This is a genomic window from Bordetella genomosp. 7 (genome assembly GCF_002261415.1).
Taxonomy (GTDB): domain Bacteria; phylum Pseudomonadota; class Gammaproteobacteria; order Burkholderiales; family Burkholderiaceae_B; genus Bordetella_A.
Genome location: NZ_NEVI01000012.1, coordinates 106,084 through 123,026, shown reverse-complemented (window position 1 = coordinate 123,026; position 16,943 = coordinate 106,084). Strand labels below are relative to the sequence as shown.

The 16,943-nt window shown below is 61.5% G+C and carries 16 protein-coding genes; 10 read left to right on the top strand and 6 right to left on the bottom strand.

From position 1 onward, the window contains the following. From CAL18_RS06375 to CAL18_RS06340, 8 genes are all read left to right on the top strand, one after another. Positions 1-197: integrase core domain-containing protein (locus CAL18_RS06375; protein ID WP_141217750.1), on the top strand; the 197-nt coding region annotated here is incomplete at its 5' end. Further along, complete coding sequence (locus CAL18_RS06370) at positions 163-1,164, top strand: CgeB family protein (protein ID WP_249278382.1); 1,002 nt, start codon at positions 163-165, stop codon at positions 1,162-1,164. The genes CAL18_RS06375 and CAL18_RS06370, both read left to right, overlap by 35 nt. A gap of 4 nt (positions 1,165-1,168) precedes the next feature. Beyond that, positions 1,169-1,948 (top strand): ABC transporter permease, encoded by a 780-nt coding sequence (locus CAL18_RS06365; protein WP_026641321.1) that lies wholly within the window; start codon positions 1,169-1,171, stop codon positions 1,946-1,948. A gap of 21 nt (positions 1,949-1,969) precedes the next feature. Further along, complete coding sequence (locus CAL18_RS06360; protein WP_026641320.1) at positions 1,970-2,623, top strand: ABC transporter ATP-binding protein; 654 nt, start codon at positions 1,970-1,972, stop codon at positions 2,621-2,623. Beyond that, on the top strand, positions 2,620-3,738 hold the full coding sequence (locus CAL18_RS06355; RefSeq protein ID WP_094817542.1) for an ABC transporter permease: 1,119 nt from the start codon (positions 2,620-2,622) through the stop codon (positions 3,736-3,738). The genes CAL18_RS06360 and CAL18_RS06355 overlap by 4 nt, the downstream gene beginning before the upstream one ends. Positions 3,739-3,803: 65 nt before the next feature. Continuing rightward, positions 3,804-4,883, top strand: coding sequence for a polysaccharide biosynthesis/export family protein (locus tag CAL18_RS06350; protein WP_051423910.1), 1,080 nt, complete (start codon positions 3,804-3,806; stop codon positions 4,881-4,883). After that, entirely contained in the window at positions 4,826-6,883 is a 2,058-nt protein-coding gene (locus CAL18_RS06345; protein ID WP_081745782.1) for a capsular polysaccharide biosynthesis protein, read from the top strand. The genes CAL18_RS06350 and CAL18_RS06345 overlap by 58 nt, the downstream gene beginning before the upstream one ends. Next, a complete protein-coding gene (locus CAL18_RS06340) occupies positions 6,880-8,103 on the top strand; it encodes a capsule biosynthesis protein (RefSeq protein WP_094817541.1) in 1,224 nt (407 codons plus the stop codon). Before CAL18_RS06345 ends, CAL18_RS06340 begins: the two co-directional genes overlap by 4 nt. Positions 8,104-8,109: 6 nt before the next feature. Here the strand turns inward: CAL18_RS06340 and CAL18_RS06335 are convergent, their stop codons facing one another. The 6 genes from CAL18_RS06335 to CAL18_RS06310 form a co-directional block, all read right to left on the bottom strand. Further along, positions 8,110-9,555, bottom strand: coding sequence for an LTA synthase family protein (locus CAL18_RS06335; RefSeq protein ID WP_094817540.1), 1,446 nt, complete (start codon positions 9,553-9,555; stop codon positions 8,110-8,112). A gap of 43 nt (positions 9,556-9,598) precedes the next feature. Then, positions 9,599-10,378: an SDR family NAD(P)-dependent oxidoreductase gene (locus CAL18_RS06330; protein WP_026641315.1), complete on the bottom strand. Its 780-nt coding sequence runs from the start codon at positions 10,376-10,378 to the stop codon at positions 9,599-9,601. A 117-nt stretch (positions 10,379-10,495) separates the two neighbouring features. Then, positions 10,496-10,999 (bottom strand): Dps family protein, encoded by a 504-nt coding sequence (locus CAL18_RS06325; protein ID WP_026641314.1) that lies wholly within the window; start codon positions 10,997-10,999, stop codon positions 10,496-10,498. 96 nt (positions 11,000-11,095) lie between these two features. Continuing rightward, a complete protein-coding gene (locus CAL18_RS06320) occupies positions 11,096-12,037 on the bottom strand; it encodes a LysR substrate-binding domain-containing protein (protein ID WP_026641313.1) in 942 nt (313 codons plus the stop codon). A 54-nt stretch (positions 12,038-12,091) separates the two neighbouring features. Beyond that, positions 12,092-14,176, bottom strand: a complete 2,085-nt coding sequence (gene recG, locus CAL18_RS06315) for an ATP-dependent DNA helicase RecG (protein WP_094817539.1) — start codon at positions 14,174-14,176, stop codon at positions 12,092-12,094. Between the two features lie 32 nt (positions 14,177-14,208). Further along, positions 14,209-14,595: a Rid family detoxifying hydrolase gene (locus CAL18_RS06310; RefSeq protein WP_026641311.1), complete on the bottom strand. Its 387-nt coding sequence runs from the start codon at positions 14,593-14,595 to the stop codon at positions 14,209-14,211. Between the two features lie 262 nt (positions 14,596-14,857). On the opposite strand from CAL18_RS06310, the gene CAL18_RS06305 reads away from it, so the two are divergent. Both CAL18_RS06305 and dctP read left to right on the top strand, forming a co-directional pair. Continuing rightward, positions 14,858-15,823, top strand: a complete 966-nt coding sequence (locus CAL18_RS06305) for a Bug family tripartite tricarboxylate transporter substrate binding protein (RefSeq protein WP_026641310.1) — start codon at positions 14,858-14,860, stop codon at positions 15,821-15,823. A gap of 91 nt (positions 15,824-15,914) precedes the next feature. Further along, on the top strand, positions 15,915-16,919 hold the full coding sequence (gene dctP, locus CAL18_RS06300; RefSeq protein WP_026641309.1) for a TRAP transporter substrate-binding protein DctP: 1,005 nt from the start codon (positions 15,915-15,917) through the stop codon (positions 16,917-16,919). Positions 16,920-16,943 lie beyond the last annotated feature (24 nt).

The following is a 16,943-nucleotide window of genomic DNA, read 5'->3' as shown; positions in this document are numbered from 1 at the left end:
TCAACAAGACGTATCGCACTGAGGTGCTCGACGCTCATCTGTTCGCTAATCTGCAGCAGGTGCAGGCCATCACCGAACAATGGCTAATCGATTACAACGAATACCGCCCACATGAATCACTGGGCGACGTCCCGCCGGTGCAGTTTATGCCTCGGCTAACCCTTGCTCCGAATCTCTATCAGCCGTCGTCTACTTGACGGGGGACCCTACGACCTGACCAGCAGCGCCCTGGCAGCCGAAGTGCGGACGGTGCATCTCACACCGCAGAACTTCCGCGCGATTCTGACACGCAGGCAGGTTGATTTCGTTTTCGTGGAGTCGGCCTGGCTGGGATACAAGAAAAGCTGGCAATACAAGATCGCCAGCTACCCTAGCCATCCGGATCGCACGAACGAGGCGTTGATCGAGCTGGTGCACACCGCTCGAGACGCCGGTATTCCCTGCATGTTCTGGAACAAGGAAGACAGCGTTCATTTCGAGCGTTTCATCGACAGCGCACGCTGGTTTTCCGCCATCTACACTGTGGACGAGAACACACTGCCCCGCTACGCCGAGGCCACGCGCGGCCAGGCAAGGCTGGGGGTGCTGCCCTTCGCTGTGCAGCCGCGCATCCATGATGGCCAGCGCCGTGCCAACCCGGTCAGCCGCCTTTGCTTCGTCGGCAGCTATACCTGCAACATGCATTTCGAGCGCAAGGCACGGCAGGAAATGCTGTTCTCGGCCGCCTCGGCATGGGGCCTGGATATCTTCGACAGGAACTCGCGTCGCCGCAACCATATCTACCGCTACCCCAGTTTTCCCCGCACCAAGATATACCCCGCAGTGTCATACGAGCGTACTCCGCGCATATATCAGGAATATGTCGGGTCACTCAACGTCAATACCGTGGAAGATTCCCGCACGATGTTCTCGCGGCGGCTGGTGGAGATCATGGCCTCGGGCGGCCTGGCCATCACGACGCCCAGCGCTTCGGTGTCCCACCTGTTCAAGGACTGCTGCCATGTCGTGCACAGCAGGAGCGACGCGGTGCAACTGTTCGAACGGCTATCCCGCGGGCGGTCGCCACGCGATGCCGCGCTGATCAGCCACGGACGCGAAGTCGTGTTCAAGAATCACCTCTGGGTGCATCGCCTGCAGATGCTCGAAGAAGATGGAATGTTCTGAGGCCATGAAACGCACTTCCATTCAGGTGTTCCGCGCAGTCGTCTATGCACTCACCTTGCGCGAAATGCAGGGCCGCTTCGGCCGCGCCCGCATGGGTGCCATGTGGACGCTTTTCGAGCCTATCGCCCATTTGGTGGCGCTGACACTGATCATGGTGTACATCCGGGGCAGGACCATCCCCGGCATCGACTATCCCGTCTTCCTGCTCGTCAGCCTGACACCCTTCCTGCTGTACAAGAACATCGCCCTCAGGATGATGCTGAGCATGGAGGCCAACAAGGCACTGTTTGCCTACAAGCAAATCCAGCCATTCAGCAGCTTTATGGGCCGGGTCGTCGTCGAGTGCGTGCTCAGCACCACGGTCTTCATCCTGGCCTACCTGACGTTGACCTGGATAGGCATGAGCACCACGATAGCCAAGCCGGCGGAATGGGTGCTGATGCTGTTTCTCGGGCTGTTCTTTGCCATCGGGCTGGGGCTCGTACTGGCCGCGATCGCCACCCTGATGCCGGAAAGCAAGTTTCTCATCCGGCTGTTGTTCATGCCGTTGTACCTGATATCCGGCGTCATCATTCCGCCGTCGAGCTATCCGTCTACATGGCTTCCCATTCTGATGCTCAACCCGTTCATGAATGTGCTGGAGCTCATAAGGTCGAATATTTTTCCCTACTACCGCCCGGCAGACGGCACGTCGCTGAGTTACGTACTGGAATGCACGCTGGTGCTGCTGTTTCTGGGCATGGCTGCATATCGGCTGCTCCGTTATCGCATGATGGCGATCTAGTCGCCGCCACGGAGCCCAGCCATGTTTGAACTTCGCAACGTCACCAAGTCATTCCTGACCCCCAGAGGCAGGCGATATATCTTCCAGAATCTCAATCTCGTCTTGCCCGCCGGGAAGAACATCGGACTGATCGGCAGGAACGGCGCAGGCAAGACCACGCTGATGCGCCTGCTCGGCGGCGCGGATACGCCCGACAGCGGCCGCATTATCACCGACAAGAACATTTCCTGGCCTGTCGGGCTGGGCGGCGGATTTCAGGGCTCACTGACAGGCCGCGAGAACGTCAAGTTCGTTTGCCGTGTGCAAGGCGCCACCGGCGCGCAAATGCGTGCGAAGGTGCAATACGTGGAAGCGTTTGCCGAAATCGGCAAATGGTTCGACGAGCCGGTCAAATCGTATTCCTCCGGGATGCGCTCCCGCCTGGCATTCGGCCTGAGCATGGCTTTCGACTTCGATTACTACCTGATCGATGAAGTGTTGTCGGTGGGCGACCATCACATCCGGGAGAAAAGCACGCGCGTCTTCCGGGAAAAAATGCAGAAATCGAACATCATACTCGTCACGCATTCCATGGGGCAGATTGCAAAATTGTGCGATGTCGTCGTGCTGCTGAAGGAAGGACGGGCGACGTTATACAACGACGTGCAAGAAGGAATAAAGGCTTATCAACAATGAAGATAAAAACCGGCATCACTCTCCCAGGGCTACGGAAATCGCTCTTTGCATGGGTCGTCATCATCCCCACCCTGCTGGCGACCATCTATTTCGCGATCTTCGCGCATGATCGCTATGCCAGCACGGCGCTCGTGGTAGTGCGCCAGGCCCAGGAAAGCCCGGCGGCGGCGGTACCCGGGCTATCGCTGCTCACCGGGGTGCTGAACCCGACCTCGCGCGAAGAAACACTGTTTCTGAGCGAGTATGTGCGGTCCAATGACATGATGAATTACCTGGATCAGCAAATGCAGTGGCCTACCCAGTATGCCGGCCGCATCCGCGATCCGCTGTACTGGCTGCCCGAGGGCGCCGACAGCGAAGACCGCCTGGAATTTTTCCAACGCATCGTGCAGGTGCATTTCGACGATCTGACGGGCCTGTTGCGCGTTGAAGTCCAGGCCTTCGATGCCGCCACCGCAGAGCAGATGCTCTCCTTGATTCTTCGGCAGTCTGAACACTTCATTAACGAAATATCGCATCGCATCGCGCGCGACCATGTGGCATTTGCGGCTGAAGAACTGGTGCGCGCCCGTCGAACCTATGAAGAAAAGTCTGACCAGCTGGTCCAGTTCCAGAATGAACACGGCATGCTCGACAGCGAAGCCGTGGCCACCTCGCGTGCGGGCATCATTGCCAATATCGAGAGCCAGCTCGCCACCGAGCGCGCCACGCTGACCGCGCTGCTGAGCAAACTGGAACCGGCCAGCCCGCAGGCGCAGCAGCAGCGCAATCGTATCCGCGCGCTGGAGAAGCAACTGGTCGAAGAAAAAGAGAAACTCGCTTCGTCGTCGGGAACGGAGCGCCTGAACACCATCGCGGCACAGTTTCGCAACCTGTCGATCGACGCCCAAGTAGCCGAAGAAGCCTACAGGCTTGCGCTGTCGGCCCAGGAAAACGCCCGGATCGAGGCCAACAAAAAAATACGTTCGCTGGTAACGGTCGTGTCGCCCAATAGGCCAGACACCGCAGAATATCCAAGGTCGTTGTATAACATCATCACCTTGTTCGTGTTGTTGTGCTTGCTGTACGGAATACTGCGCTTCGTCCTTGTGACCATTGCTGACCATCGGGATTGAACAATGTCCGACACGGTACACACAGGTTGGTCATTACACTTGCGGCATGACATCGGGGAAGCAACATGAACCTAACGTTTTCCACTCGATTGATCGGCACGGCGTGCTTGTGCGCCGTTCTTTCCGGCTGCGGCATCTTGTCGGGCGCCGGCCCCTATAGTTCCAGCATCACGACCGAGGCGGGCAGCAACAGCCAGCTGCCCTACGAAGTCATTGACCTCGGTCCCAGTACGCTGGCGCCGTACGCCGTGGCCGCACCACAGTCGCCCAGCAACAAGGTCTCAAAAGTGGTGCCCTACGCCGTCCGGCTTGTGCCCGGGGACGTCATTTCCGTCCTGATCTCCGACAGCGCCACAGAAGGCGGCCTGTTTGCGCCATTAAGCATGGGCGGCACCAAGTTTTCCAATGTCCGCATCGACGCCCAGGGGCGCATCTCCCTGCCCTATGCGGGTCGGATTCACGTGAACCAGCTGACTCTGCCGCAGGTGGAAGCCGAGGTGCGCAAGCGGCTCGAGGGCAAGGCCATGGATCCGCAGGTCCATATCGAAATGGTGGGCGACTTGTCGGGTTCCGTGCTCGTTGCCGGGGCTGTAAAGACGCCCGGCAGGTATTCGGCACTGCAAGGCCCTCTTACGCTGCTGGATGCGATCAACATGGCCGGAGGGCCGTTGCTCGAACCTCATCTGACCAGCGTGACGATACGTACCGGCAAGAGCGTCAAGACGCTGAACTATGCCCAGGTGTTGAATGGCCAGAACATGCCGGTCGCGCCGCGCTCGGAGATCGTGGTTGAGCGGGCGCGCAAGCGTTTCGTGGCCATGGGCTCGGTGGTCGAGCCGGGGTTGCACGATCTGCCCTCCGAGCGCCCCAGCCTGCTGGAGGCGCTGGGAGTCGTGGGCGGCCTGAAAGAACAGGCTGCCGACCCTTCCGGCGTATTCATATTCCGGCGAACCCAAACCGATACAGGTGAACCGCGCGCCCAGGTGTTTCGCCTGAACATGCGCAATCCCGAATCCATATTCATAGCTGGGCAATTCGCCATACAACCGGAAGACGCCATCTATGTAACCAATGCAGCAGTATACGAATGGCAGAAGATCATTACCCCGATTGTCCAGACGCTGATACTTTCCAGGGCCTTCTAGGCGCAGGCGCCAGGATTTCCCGGGCAAGCATCGGCTGGTTGGACTGGGGGCTTTGGCGCAGAACGGATCTTTCAGCCTTTCTGGGCCTGCCAATTTCGGTTCATGCCGGCACGGCCAGGCCATCAGCCGGCACGGCATTCCTTGGCTGGGGCAGAAAGCGCAGCGGGCTGCGCGCGCTGAAGGCGGCGCAACGATTCTCGCGCGCTTTCCTGCTGCTCGAAGACGGCTTCCTGCGTTCAGTCGGCGGTAACGGGCAACGCTCGTATTCCCTGGTCTCGGACGATGAAGGCATCTACTATGACGCCTCCTGCCCTTCGCGCCTGGAACGCCTGATCCGTAAACCGTTGTCTGACGCTCAAAGCGCGCGCGCCAGGCTCGTGATGGCAATGTGGCGGGACGGCCGCTTGTCCAAGTACAACGGTAGCCGAGACATCGAACCAGACCGGTTGCCGGCACGCTTCGTCCTCGTGGTGGACCAGACCTACCAGGATCTTTCGGTGCAGTATGGCAACGCCGACGCATGCACCTTCGATCGGATGCTGCACGCCGCGCTCGACGATAATCCCGATGCGCAAGTGCTGGTAAAGATCCACCCCGAAGTCGCGATGGGTCGCAAGAAGGGCTATTTCGATGTAGCCCGGCTGGCCGGCATGCCGCGCGTGACGGTGATCGCGGATGATCGGCATCCGGCCGCCCTGCTCGAACATGCGCAGGCGGTCTACGTGGCCACCTCTCAAATGGGCTTCGAAGCGCTGCTATATGGAAAGCCTGTGCATGTTTTCGGAACCCCGTTTTATGCGGGCTGGGGCTTGACGCATGACTACCAGCCCGCACCCAGCCGGCGCACGCCATGCACGCTCGAGCAACTGGTGCACGCCGCGCTGATCGACTATGCCAGCTATCTTGACCCCGACACGGGCAAAAGATGCAATGTGGAAACCTTGATCGCCTGGCTTGCACTGCAACGCCGCCTGCGCAACGATCTGCCGCCCGCCATGATCGCCGTGGGCTTTTCGAACTGGAAAAAGCGCTTCGTGCGCGAATTTCTGTCGGGCAGCACGATCAAGTTCGTGAAGTCGCCAGGGGCCCGACATTCTGGCTTGCCGATGGCGATGTGGGGTGCAGCGGGCCGGCAGGAAATGCATGGTGCTCGTGCGCTGTACCGCATTGAAGATGGCTTTCTCAGATCCGTCGGCCTGGGGGCCCAACTGATACGTCCGCTATCATGGGTGATCGATGATATCGGCATCTACTACGATGCAACACAGCCTTCGCGGCTGGAGCGCTTGCTTGCCGACACAGCCTTCGACGAGGCCCTATGCTGCAGGGCTCGCATGCTGCGCGCCGAGATTCTCCGGCGCGGCATCACCAAATACAATCTCAAGTCACCGCGGCGCTGGCAACGGCCAGGCGGCCAGAGGGTGGTGCTGGTCGTGGGGCAGGTCGAAACGGACGCTTCCATCCATTTTGGTGCGAGCGCCCTGCGCACCAACCTTGCGCTGCTGCAAGCCGTGCGGCAGGCCGAACCGGGCGCGACGATTCTGTTCAAGCCCCATCCCGACATGGTCGCAGGGCTGCGGGAACCGGACGCCCACCAGGAACAACTCCTGGACTGGTGCGACGAACTCATCGACGATGTCGCGATCGACGCCCTTTACCCCGAAATGGACGCAGTCCATGTCAATACGTCTCTCGCGGGTTTCGAGGCGCTAATGCGCCAGATACCGGTTGTGGTTTGGGGGCAGCCTTTTTATGCCGGCTGGGGCCTTACCGACGACCGGGGGCTCAGCCCCGAAGTCATGAAGCGCCGTGGACGCAGACTTTCGCTGGATGAGCTGGTCGCCGCGACTTTGATCCTGTACCCCCGTTATATCAATCCGGCCACCCTGCAATTTTGTACACCGGAACAAGCGGTTCGGCAGTTGGCAGGGGCCTCGCCCGAATCGAGACCCAGATCGCTGATACGCGGTGCAATCGCAAGGGCGTGCCGCAAAAAATGAAGAAGCACTTTCTCATGCTGCAGGGCGTGAACTCGCCCTTTTTCCAGCGCCTGGGCCAGGCGCTCATGCACGACGGCCACGACGTGCTGAAGGTCAATTTCAACTGTGGCGACGCCTGGTACAGCCGTGGCCTGCAACGCATAGACTACAAAGGTCCGATCGAGGAACTCGGCCAGTTCTATCGCACCCTGATCGACACCAGAGAGATTACCGATGTAGTGTTGTTCGGTGATCGCCGACCGCTGCACCGCGCCTGTATTTCCGTGGCTCGGGCGCGGAACCTGCCGGTTCATGTGTTCGAGGAAGGTTACTTCCGCCCGTACTGGATCACGCTGGAACGTGATGGCGTCAATGCACACTCGTCTCTGCCGCGCGATGCCGATTGGTACAGACGCACTGCCCCACGCATACCAGACTACGATAACGGCGAGGCATTTTCGTCGTCATTCGGCGCGCGCGCCTGGCACGATATCGCCTATAACGTGGCCGGTATGCGCAACCGCCTATATTTTCCCCATTATCGCGGTCACAGCCCCGTGCCTGCCTGGCTGGAATACCCGGCGTATCTGCGCAGGGGGATTTCGCTTATTTCTCGTCGCCGATACGACGCGTCACAAATCGACCGGATCGTCGCCGAAAAGTTGCCGTTCTGGCTGGTTCCTTTGCAGCTGAATACGGATGCACAGATCCGTGATCATTCGCCCATCAAAGACATGCCCGAATTCCTGCAACACGTTTTCGCGTCTTTCTCCCGATATGGAAACGGCGCGGATCTGATGGTGATCAAGAACCATCCGTTGGACAGCGGGCTTATCAACTATCGCGCGGTCATCCGGCGCTTATGCACGGAATATGGTGTTCCCTGCCAGAATGTGATTTACCTGGAAAGTGGCTCATTGCCGATATTGCTCAGCCATGCCCGTGGCGTCGTCACGGTGAACAGCACTGTGGGCGGCTCGGCACTGATACACAATCGCCCGCTCTTTACATTGGCCGACCCCATCTACAACCTGCCTGGCCTCACCTTCCAGGGCCGCCTGGACGAGTTCTGGACCAATCCGCCGCGTCCGGACGCCATGCTGTTCAAACAGTTCCGCAACGCCGTGATCCACCTCACGCAGGTCAACGGTGGTTTTTATACCCGACAGAGCATCGATATGGCAGTGCGCGGCGCTTTGCCCCGCCTGGCCCGCGCGACCCACCCGCTCGCCGACTACTGAGCGCGGCTACAGGCTCGCCAGCCATGTGCGGGCCAGATCCGACAGGACGAGATCCTGCTTGACGGCTTTGCCCTGGCCATAATTCGACCAGATCACGAAAGGCGTTTTCCCATCGGGCATATAAGTATCGTACACATGGCGCATGATGGGGATATGGTCGCCGAAAATGCAAAGACTGGTCTGCCTGGCACGGCTACGGAACGCTTCGGCCATTTGCCCGAACATGGCATCCGCGTTCTTCAGATGGCGCACGTAGGCCACGAGTTCGTCGTACTGGGGCGGTAACGGCCCGGCCGCGATCGCCTGCCTGTCCTGGTCGGTAACGCGCTCCCAATGCAGGGGGCCGTGGTTTTCCATGGTGATGACGTGCACATACAGGGGCTGGTCCGTGCGGGCATCCAGTTCACGAAGCACGCGTTGACCCAGGGGAATGTCCCCGTAGTAGGGGTGGCTGGCGTCGGCCGGATCGAAATCTTCCAGGCTGATGAACTCGTCGAACCCCAATATGGGAATGATGTCGGCCCTGCGATAGAAGGTCGCATGGAAAGGATGCAGGCAGATCGTGCGATAGCCTTGGGACTTAAGGTGACGCGCCAACGAGGAAGTGCCGGCCGGGGCAAGCCTGCGGTAGGGATTGAACCGGTGCACACCCAACTGGTGCTCGCCCAGGCCGGAAAGAAATGCGAACTCGCTACGGACCGTGTTCGCCCCCCAGGCGGGTACCTGCGCATGACCGTGCATGACCGATTCCGCGCAAAGGCGATCGAATTGCTGCAGGATATCCGCGTTTAAGTGCGGAACGTAGCGGCGAGGATCAAAAAACGATTCGCTCTGGATCGACACGAGATCGGGGCGCCGGCCCTCCGGGATCTGTCCCCACCCCGTGTTGTCGGACCGCGTCGGGATTTCTTTTTCGGCGACGGCATAGCCCCACAGGTAAGCGAGCTGTCCGATCCGGCGCAAATCCGAGGCCGCATCGAAACTCAGGCCTCGCAGAATGGCCGACTTGCAGCTTGCCAGCATTCCCAGCGCCGCCACGAGCACTGCGCCCGGCAGAAGCAGCATGTCCGCGGCAGATACGAAGATGGCAGGTTCGTACCGGACGGCGACCACGCATGCGGCCGCATACGCCGCGGCAAGTAGAGCGATCAACCACAAGTTGATGAAAGGCAAATACAGCCTGGGGTGTTTCAAAGCATCCAGAAAATACTCGATGTCTTGATACACAAAGGGTTCCCTCAGGGCACGGTGCTTGGCATTGCTCACGAGCACCAGCAGCAACTGCAGCAGCAGGAGATTCAGGACGCCGAATATGGGACGCCTGAATATCAGCAGCTCTATTGCGAACCCGACGCCAAAAATACCCGTGTGCGCCACCAGGGCGCGCCAGGGCCGCTTCCAGGGAACTGCCGAGCGCGGGACCAATGCGGCCTCGATCGCCCACGATAGCAAGAGCCCGGATACAGCGACAGCCCACAGCAGGCGCCATCCACCGTCAACCACGATATCCCAGCCTTTGCAAGATCCACCCCGACACCGCCGGATGAATCACAGACAGCAAAAAACACCCCAGATTCAGCGGAAACGGAAAACTGACACGCGCCTTGTTTTTCTCCAGGCCGTGGCGTATTACCCGCGCGGCCTTGTCTGCCTTCCACAAGAACGGCTTCGGGCCCGGCATGTCGAAACACATCTGAGATTCCACGTACCCCGGCATTACTACGTTGATCCTGACGCCTTCTTGCGCCAGCAGGTCGCGCATGGCTTCGCCGTAGACCTTGACTGCCGCCTTGCTCGCACTGTAGCTGGGCGTTTCGGGCAGGCCGCGCCATGCCGCCAGCGAGCTGATCAGCGCAATCTGCCCGCTTCGGCGCGCCCGCATGGCCGGCAGGCATGCATGCACCGTGGCCATCACGGCCTTGATATTGACGTCGAACAGGCGGTGCATGTCGTCCCAGGATTCGCCCTGCCCTTCGGGCCCGGTGTTAATGTTGACGCCAGCGTTGGCAATGACAAGATCGGGGGCCATGGTCGCGCTGATGTCGGCCAGCCACTGCATAAGGGCGTCGTGATCGCGGATGTCTTGCGCATGCAGCACTGTACGGGCGCCCAGCGCCGCGCATTCCTGAGCAAGCTTGTCCAGTTGTATGCGATTGCGGCCATGCAGAACCAGCGTCCGGGTGCCGGCGCGAGCGTACTCCAGGGCCAGGGCGCTGCCTATACCGCCCGTAGCGCCCGTGATCAGGACGCATGCGGGCGCCTGTGGCGTAGTCATAAAGGTCGACACCGTGCGATTGCTTACACAAGCGGCCCGCGGCCGCTGGTGAAGCGGGGCTGAAACGACACCGGCTTCCCCAGGGGAAGCCGGCACCAATACCAGAGCGCAGAGGGGTTATTCGAGCAGGCTGCGCAGCATCCAGGCGTTTTTCTCGTGGATGTCCATACGCTGGGTCAGCAGGTCGGCGGTGGGCTGGTCGTTGGCGGCATCGGCTTTCTCGAAGGCCGCGCGCGCCGTCTTGGAGACGGCTTCGTTACCCTTGACCAGCAAACGCACCATTTCCAGGGCGTCGGGCACGTTGGCCGGCTCGGCGATGGAAGAAAGCTTGGAGAACTCGCGGTACGTGCCGGGGGCATGTACGCCCAGGGCGCGGATGCGTTCGGCGATGTCGTCCAGCGCAGCCCATTCTTCGGAATACTGGGTCATGAACATCTGGTGCAGCGTGTTGAACAGCGGACCCGTGACGTTCCAGTGGAAGTTGTGCGTCATCAGATACAGGGTGTAGCTGTCGGCAAGTACCTTGGAAAGTTCGGCGGCGACAGCAGTACGGTCTTTATCGGAAATGCCGATGTTGATGCGCACCGCAGCAGTGCCGGCGGCTTTGGAAGACTTGGCCATGTAAAGCTCCTTTATTGGGACAACGACTGAACAAGAATACCACCGTAGACTAACGAATGAGTGATCGCAGGCAGTGTTGGCAGGTCATCGATCAACCTAAGTGGCCACGGCCTCTTTATCAAGCATTTTGACCCCCGGCAGGCCGCATTCGTAAACCGCCTGGGCAAGGGCCTCGATGGCGGCCAGCCTGGGAAAGCTGCGGCGCCAGGCCAGCACCACCCGACGCTCGGGCGGCTGCCCTTCGAAAGACAGGTATTTCAGCAGGGCGCGAGGTTGGGCTTCCGGTATCGCTGTCACCGGCAACACCGTTACGCCGATGCCGGCTGCCACCATATGTCGGATGGTCTCGAGCGAAGAGCCTTCGAACGTACGCTGGATGCCGTCGCTGGCCGCCGAAAAGCGCGACAGCTCGGGGCATACTTCCAGCACCTGGTCGCGAAAACAGTGTCCGGACCCGAGCAACAGCATGGTCTGCTGCTTCAGGTCTTCTGAACTGACGGCCTTGCGGTCGGCCCATTCGTGGTCGCGCGGCACGGCCACCACGAACGGTTCGTCATACAGCGGCTGGGTGACCAGGCCGGCCTCAGGTAGCGGCAAGGCCATGATGGCACAGTCGATCTCGCCCTGGCGCAGCAGCTCTACCAGGCGCAAGGTGAAGTTTTCCTGCAGCAGCAGCGGCATCTGCGGCGTGCGCGCAATCTGCATGGGCACCAGGCGCGGCAGCAGGTACGGGCCGATGGTGTGGATGACCCCGACACGCAACGGCCCCGCCAGCGGATCGTGGCCCTGGCGGGCGATTTCCTTGATGCTGGCGCTTTCTTCCAGCACTTTCTGCGCCTGCGTCACGATGCGCTGCCCGATGGCGGTAACGCCCACCTCGGAGCCGCCCCGTTCGAACAAGGTGACCCCCAGTTCATCTTCGAGCTTGCGTATGGCCACCGATAAGGTGGGCTGGCTGACGAAACATGCCTCGGCCGCGCGGCCGAAGTGGCGTTCGCGAGCGACCGCGACGATGTATTTAAGTTCGGTCAGAGTCATGTTGGTGCGTACCTTGCCACGGTCGGCGGTGGGTGACGGAAAATAAAACGGCTTTCATGTGCGCAGGAAGTCTTCACGGCCGCGCATCCAGCGCGCCAGGTGTGCCTCGGCCACGGCGGGATGTTCGGCCCTTAGCCAGGCCGCCGCCTCGCGCGCCTGCTCTGCAATGCCGATGTCGGATTCCAGGTCGGCGAAACGCAACAAAGCCATGCCCGATTGCCGGGTGCCCAGGAATTCGCCAGGGCCGCGCAGTTCAAGGTCGCGGCGGGCTATCTCGAAGCCGTCCGACGTTTCGAACATGGCTCGCAGACGTTGCCGCGCCACTTGTGACAACGGCGTCTGGTACAGCAGCACGCATACCGATTCGGCGCTGCCCCGCCCTACCCGTCCGCGCAGCTGGTGCAACTGGGCCAGGCCGAAGCGTTCGGCATGTTCGATGACCATCAGCGACGCATTGGGAACGTCTACCCCGACCTCGATGACCGTGGTCGCCACCAGCAGGTCGATGTCGCCATCGCGAAACGCCTGCATGACGGCCGCCTTGTCGGCTTGCGGCAAGCGTCCATGCACCAGGCCCAGCCGCAGATCGGGCAGTTCCGCGCGCATGGCCTCGTAGGTGTCTACCGCCGTTTGCAGTTGCAGCGCCTCGCTTTCTTCGACCAGCGGGCACACCCAATAGGCTTGCCGGCCTTCGCGCACCGCGCCGGCTACATGCGCGACGACCTCGTCGCGGCGTGCGTCGGAGACCAGTTTGGTCACCACCGGCGTGCGGCCCGGCGGCAGTTCGTCGATAACCGAGACGTCCAGGTCCGCGAAGAAGGTCATCGCCAACGTGCGCGGAATAGGCGTGGCGCTCATGTTGAGCTGGTGAGGAACAGTGCGCCCCTCGGGCGCTTCGCCCTTGCGCGTCAGCGCCAGCCGCTGCCCGACCCCGAAACGGTGTTGCTCATCGACAATGGACAGCCCCAGGTTGTGGAATTCGACGTGGTCCTGGATGAGCGCCTGCGTGCCGACCACCAACTGCACGCTGCCATCGGCCGCACTGGCGGCGGCCTGGCGACGAGCCTTGGCGCTGAGGCTGCCGCTTAGCCAGGCCACATTTACGCCCAGCGGCTGCAACCACGAAACCAGCTTGCGAAAATGCTGCTCGGCCAGAATTTCTGTGGGAGCCATCAGCGCCACCTGTGCCCCGCAGGCAATAGCCTGGGCCGCAGCAAGCGCGGCAACGACTGTCTTGCCGCTGCCCACGTCGCCCTGAAGCAGACGGTGCATCGGATGCGACCGGGACAGATCGCCGGAGATCTCCTGCACGACTCTTTGCTGAGCTCCGGTCAGCCGAAACGGCAAGGCCTGGTAAAGGCGCTGCACCAGCCCCCCCGGCTCGTCCCGGTGCGGCAACGGAGTGGCGCGAATCGAACGGCGCGCCGCGCGCGCAGCCGCCAACGATAACTGCTGGGCCAGCAGCTCGTCGAACTTGATGCGACGCCAGGCCGGGTGGCCGCGTTCGACGAGATCGTCTTCGGAAACCCCCGGCGGCGGCGCATGCAACAGGCGAATGGCAGGCGCAAACGGCATCAGCTCGTAGCGTTCGAGCGCCTCCGCGGGCAAGGTGTCGTCCAGATTGGCTTGCTGCAGCGCCTGCGTGATGGCTTTGCGCAATGACGGCTGCGACAGCCCGTCGGTGCTGGGGTAGACCGGCGTCAGGGCCTGGGGCAGCGGCGTGTCGGCGGCGGTCAGGCGCGGATGCACCATTTCACGGCCGAACAGGCCGCCGCGAACCTCGCCTCGCGCGCGCAGGCGACGCCCGGCGGCCACCTGCTTTTGCTGGCTGGGGTAAAAGTTCAGCCAGCGCAACTGCAATTCGCCCGTTTCGTCGGCCATGACGGCCGTCAACTGGCGGCGCGGCCGGTACAGGATTTCGCTGCGCAGGATCTCGCCTTCGACCTGGGCGGGTTCGCCCGGGCGCAGCGATGCGATCGGCGCGATGCGCGTTTCGTCTTCGTAGCGCAGCGGCAAATGCAGAATACAGTCGTCAGCAGTCACCAGGCCCAGGCTGTGCAGCTTGCGCTGCACGTCCGTGAGCGATGTTCCGGCGGCAGAAGCGCCAGCGGATTTGCGGGCTGCGGCGGTGGCCGGCATGACGGCGCCTGGCTGCTGCGCGTGCGCGCAGCCTACAGAACCAGGATGGCCTCGACTTCGAACTGCGCGCCCTTGGGCAGGCTGGCCACGCCAATGGTCGAGCGCGCAGGAAACGGCTGCGGAATGATCTCGGCCATGATGGCGTTGGCGGCGGTGAACTTGTTCAGGTCGGTAAGGAACAGCGTCAGCTTGACGATATTGTCCAATGTGCCGCCCGCTTCTTTGATGACGGCCTGCATATTGGCAAACGCCTGGCGTACCTGGGCCTCGAAGTTTTCGGACACCAGGTCGCCGGTGCCTGGCTCGAGCCCGATCTGGCCGGACAAATACACCGTCTTGGTGCCGGTAACGGCAATCGCTTGCGAGTACGGGCCGACGGCGGCAGGCGCTTCGTCGGTATGGATGATCTGCTTGCTCATGGACCGTATCCTTGGGTCAGTCGGTTAGACACACTGCACTATTGGAGTTTACTCATCAATAGGCAATTGCGAAAGACAGAAGTTCCTGCCCATTGCGCACGAAATCGCCGCATGCACCTGCCGAAAGCGGCTTGGCCAGCGGATACGTAGCCATCCCTGCCCCATGAATTGATCGGCCTGCTGGATGAATTTATCTTAATTTTCGATTTAACTTATTAAGCGCCCCTGCCTATAGTGCGGTGTACAACTACAGGAGACATTCATGCGCACCACTCCGCTACGATCACTTGCCGCCCTGCTCGCCAGCCTGCCCATGGTTGCAGCCGCCGCGCAGGACTTTCCCGCCAAGCCCATCACGTTCATTGTTCCGTTTACTGCGGGCAGCGCCACGGATCAGCTGGGCCGGGCCATCGGCCAAGGCGTGGCCGAACAGACAGGCCAATCGGTAGTGATCGAGAACAAGCCGGGCGCCAGCGCCATGATCGGGGCGCAGACAGCGGCGCGCGCCGCGCCCGACGGTTATACGGTGCTGATTACGACGAACACCACGCATGCGGCCAACGAACATCTTTACAAAAGCCTGCCCTACGACCCGGTAAAGGACTTTTCCCCCGTGACGCTGTTGGGCAAGGGTGGGCAATTTATGGTGGTCAACCCGTCCTCCGAGGCCAAGAGCGTGTCGGACTTCCTGGCGTTGGCCAGGAAGTCTCCGGGCAAGCTGAGTTTCGGCAGCGGCAGTTCTAGCAGCCGTATCGCCGGAGAACTGCTGCAGCAGATGGCCGACGTGAAGCTGCTGCACGTGCCGTACAAAAGCAATCCGCTGGCGATTACCGATCTGCTGGGCGGGCAGATCGACATGATGATCACGGACAGCGCCACTGGCCTGCCGCAGGTCGAAGCCGGCAAGCTGCGGGGGCTGGGCTTTACCGGTAGCGAACGGTCGCCGCTGGCGCCCAACCTGCCCACCATCGCCGAGGCCGGCGTGCCCGGCTACGAGATGGGCTACTGGTTCGGCGCCTATGTGCCGGCCGGCACGCCGCAGGCCGTGGTCACCAAGCTGAATGACTTGCTGATCAAAGCCACGCAGCGGCAGGCGGCGCAGCATTTCTACAAATCGACGGGCACCACCCCCGCCACGTCCACGCCCCAGGAGCTGGCGCAGTTCCAGCGCAACGAGTCGCAGAAGTGGGGCGACATTATCAAGAAGGCCGGCATACAGCCGGAATGACCCGCAGCAGTCCGTGTTTCCCCCTGGTACCCGCGGTCCGGCCTCGGTGCTAAAACCGACGGGCGGATATACCGCGCAAGGGGAAACACAGATGCAGCTTTCCAATCATTCGGCCCATCGCTGCGCGATCGCGGCCGCCATGCTGGCCGGTGCCTGCATGGCCACGCAGGCCACAGCCCAGACCCGTCTTGAACTGATCAACGAGTATCCGGCCACGTCGATCACCGCCTCGGCCGACCTGCAATTCGCCGATCTGGTCAAAAAAGCGTCGGCGGGCGGGATCGTCATTGAGACACGCCAGGAAAAGCAGAACCCTTACAAAGGGGATGCGCAGGTGGCGGCGGTGATCGACGGCAAAACCCAGATGGCGACGCTGTTCGGCGGGGTACTGGGCAACAAGGATACGCTGTTCCTGCTGTCGTCCCTGCCCTTCGCCGCCAGGGATTTCAAGCAGGCCCGCACTCTGTATGAATGCGCCCGCCCCGCGCTGGAACAGCGCGCGCAGGCGCTGGGCGCGCACTTGCTGTATGTGACGCCCTGGCCGCCTTCGGGGATCTGGTCGGTGCAGCCGCTGCAAAGCGAAGCCGACATCAAGGCCTTGAAGATCCGCACCTACGACGCCACCAGCAAGTCCGTGTTCGAGAGAGTGGGCGCGCAAAGCGTGCAGATGCCTTATTCCGCGCTGGCCGACAAACTGGCTGCCGGCGAGGTCAACGCAGTGCTGACCTCGGGCGACGGCGGCGCGGGTCGCAACCTGTGGAACCACCTGCCCCATTTCACCGCCGTAAGCTATTCGATACCGCTGAGCTACACCATCATCAATAAAAAGACCTGGGACGAGCTAGGCGCCGGCGACCAGGCGATTCTGAGCGAAGCGGCGAAGAAAGTCTCCGCCACGTCATGGGCTGGCGTCGAACAGCGCATTGAAGCCAACTATGCGCGCATGCGGGAAAACAAAATGACGCTCGCCACACAACCGTCTGATTCGATCATGGCGGCGCTCAAGCGCGCCGGGGATGAAGAAACGCAGGCATGGCTGAAGGCCAATCCGCTGTCCGATAAAGAGGCTGCCTGCCTGTCGGCGCCCGGAGCATGACGGCGTAGCAGCCCTCAGTGCGCC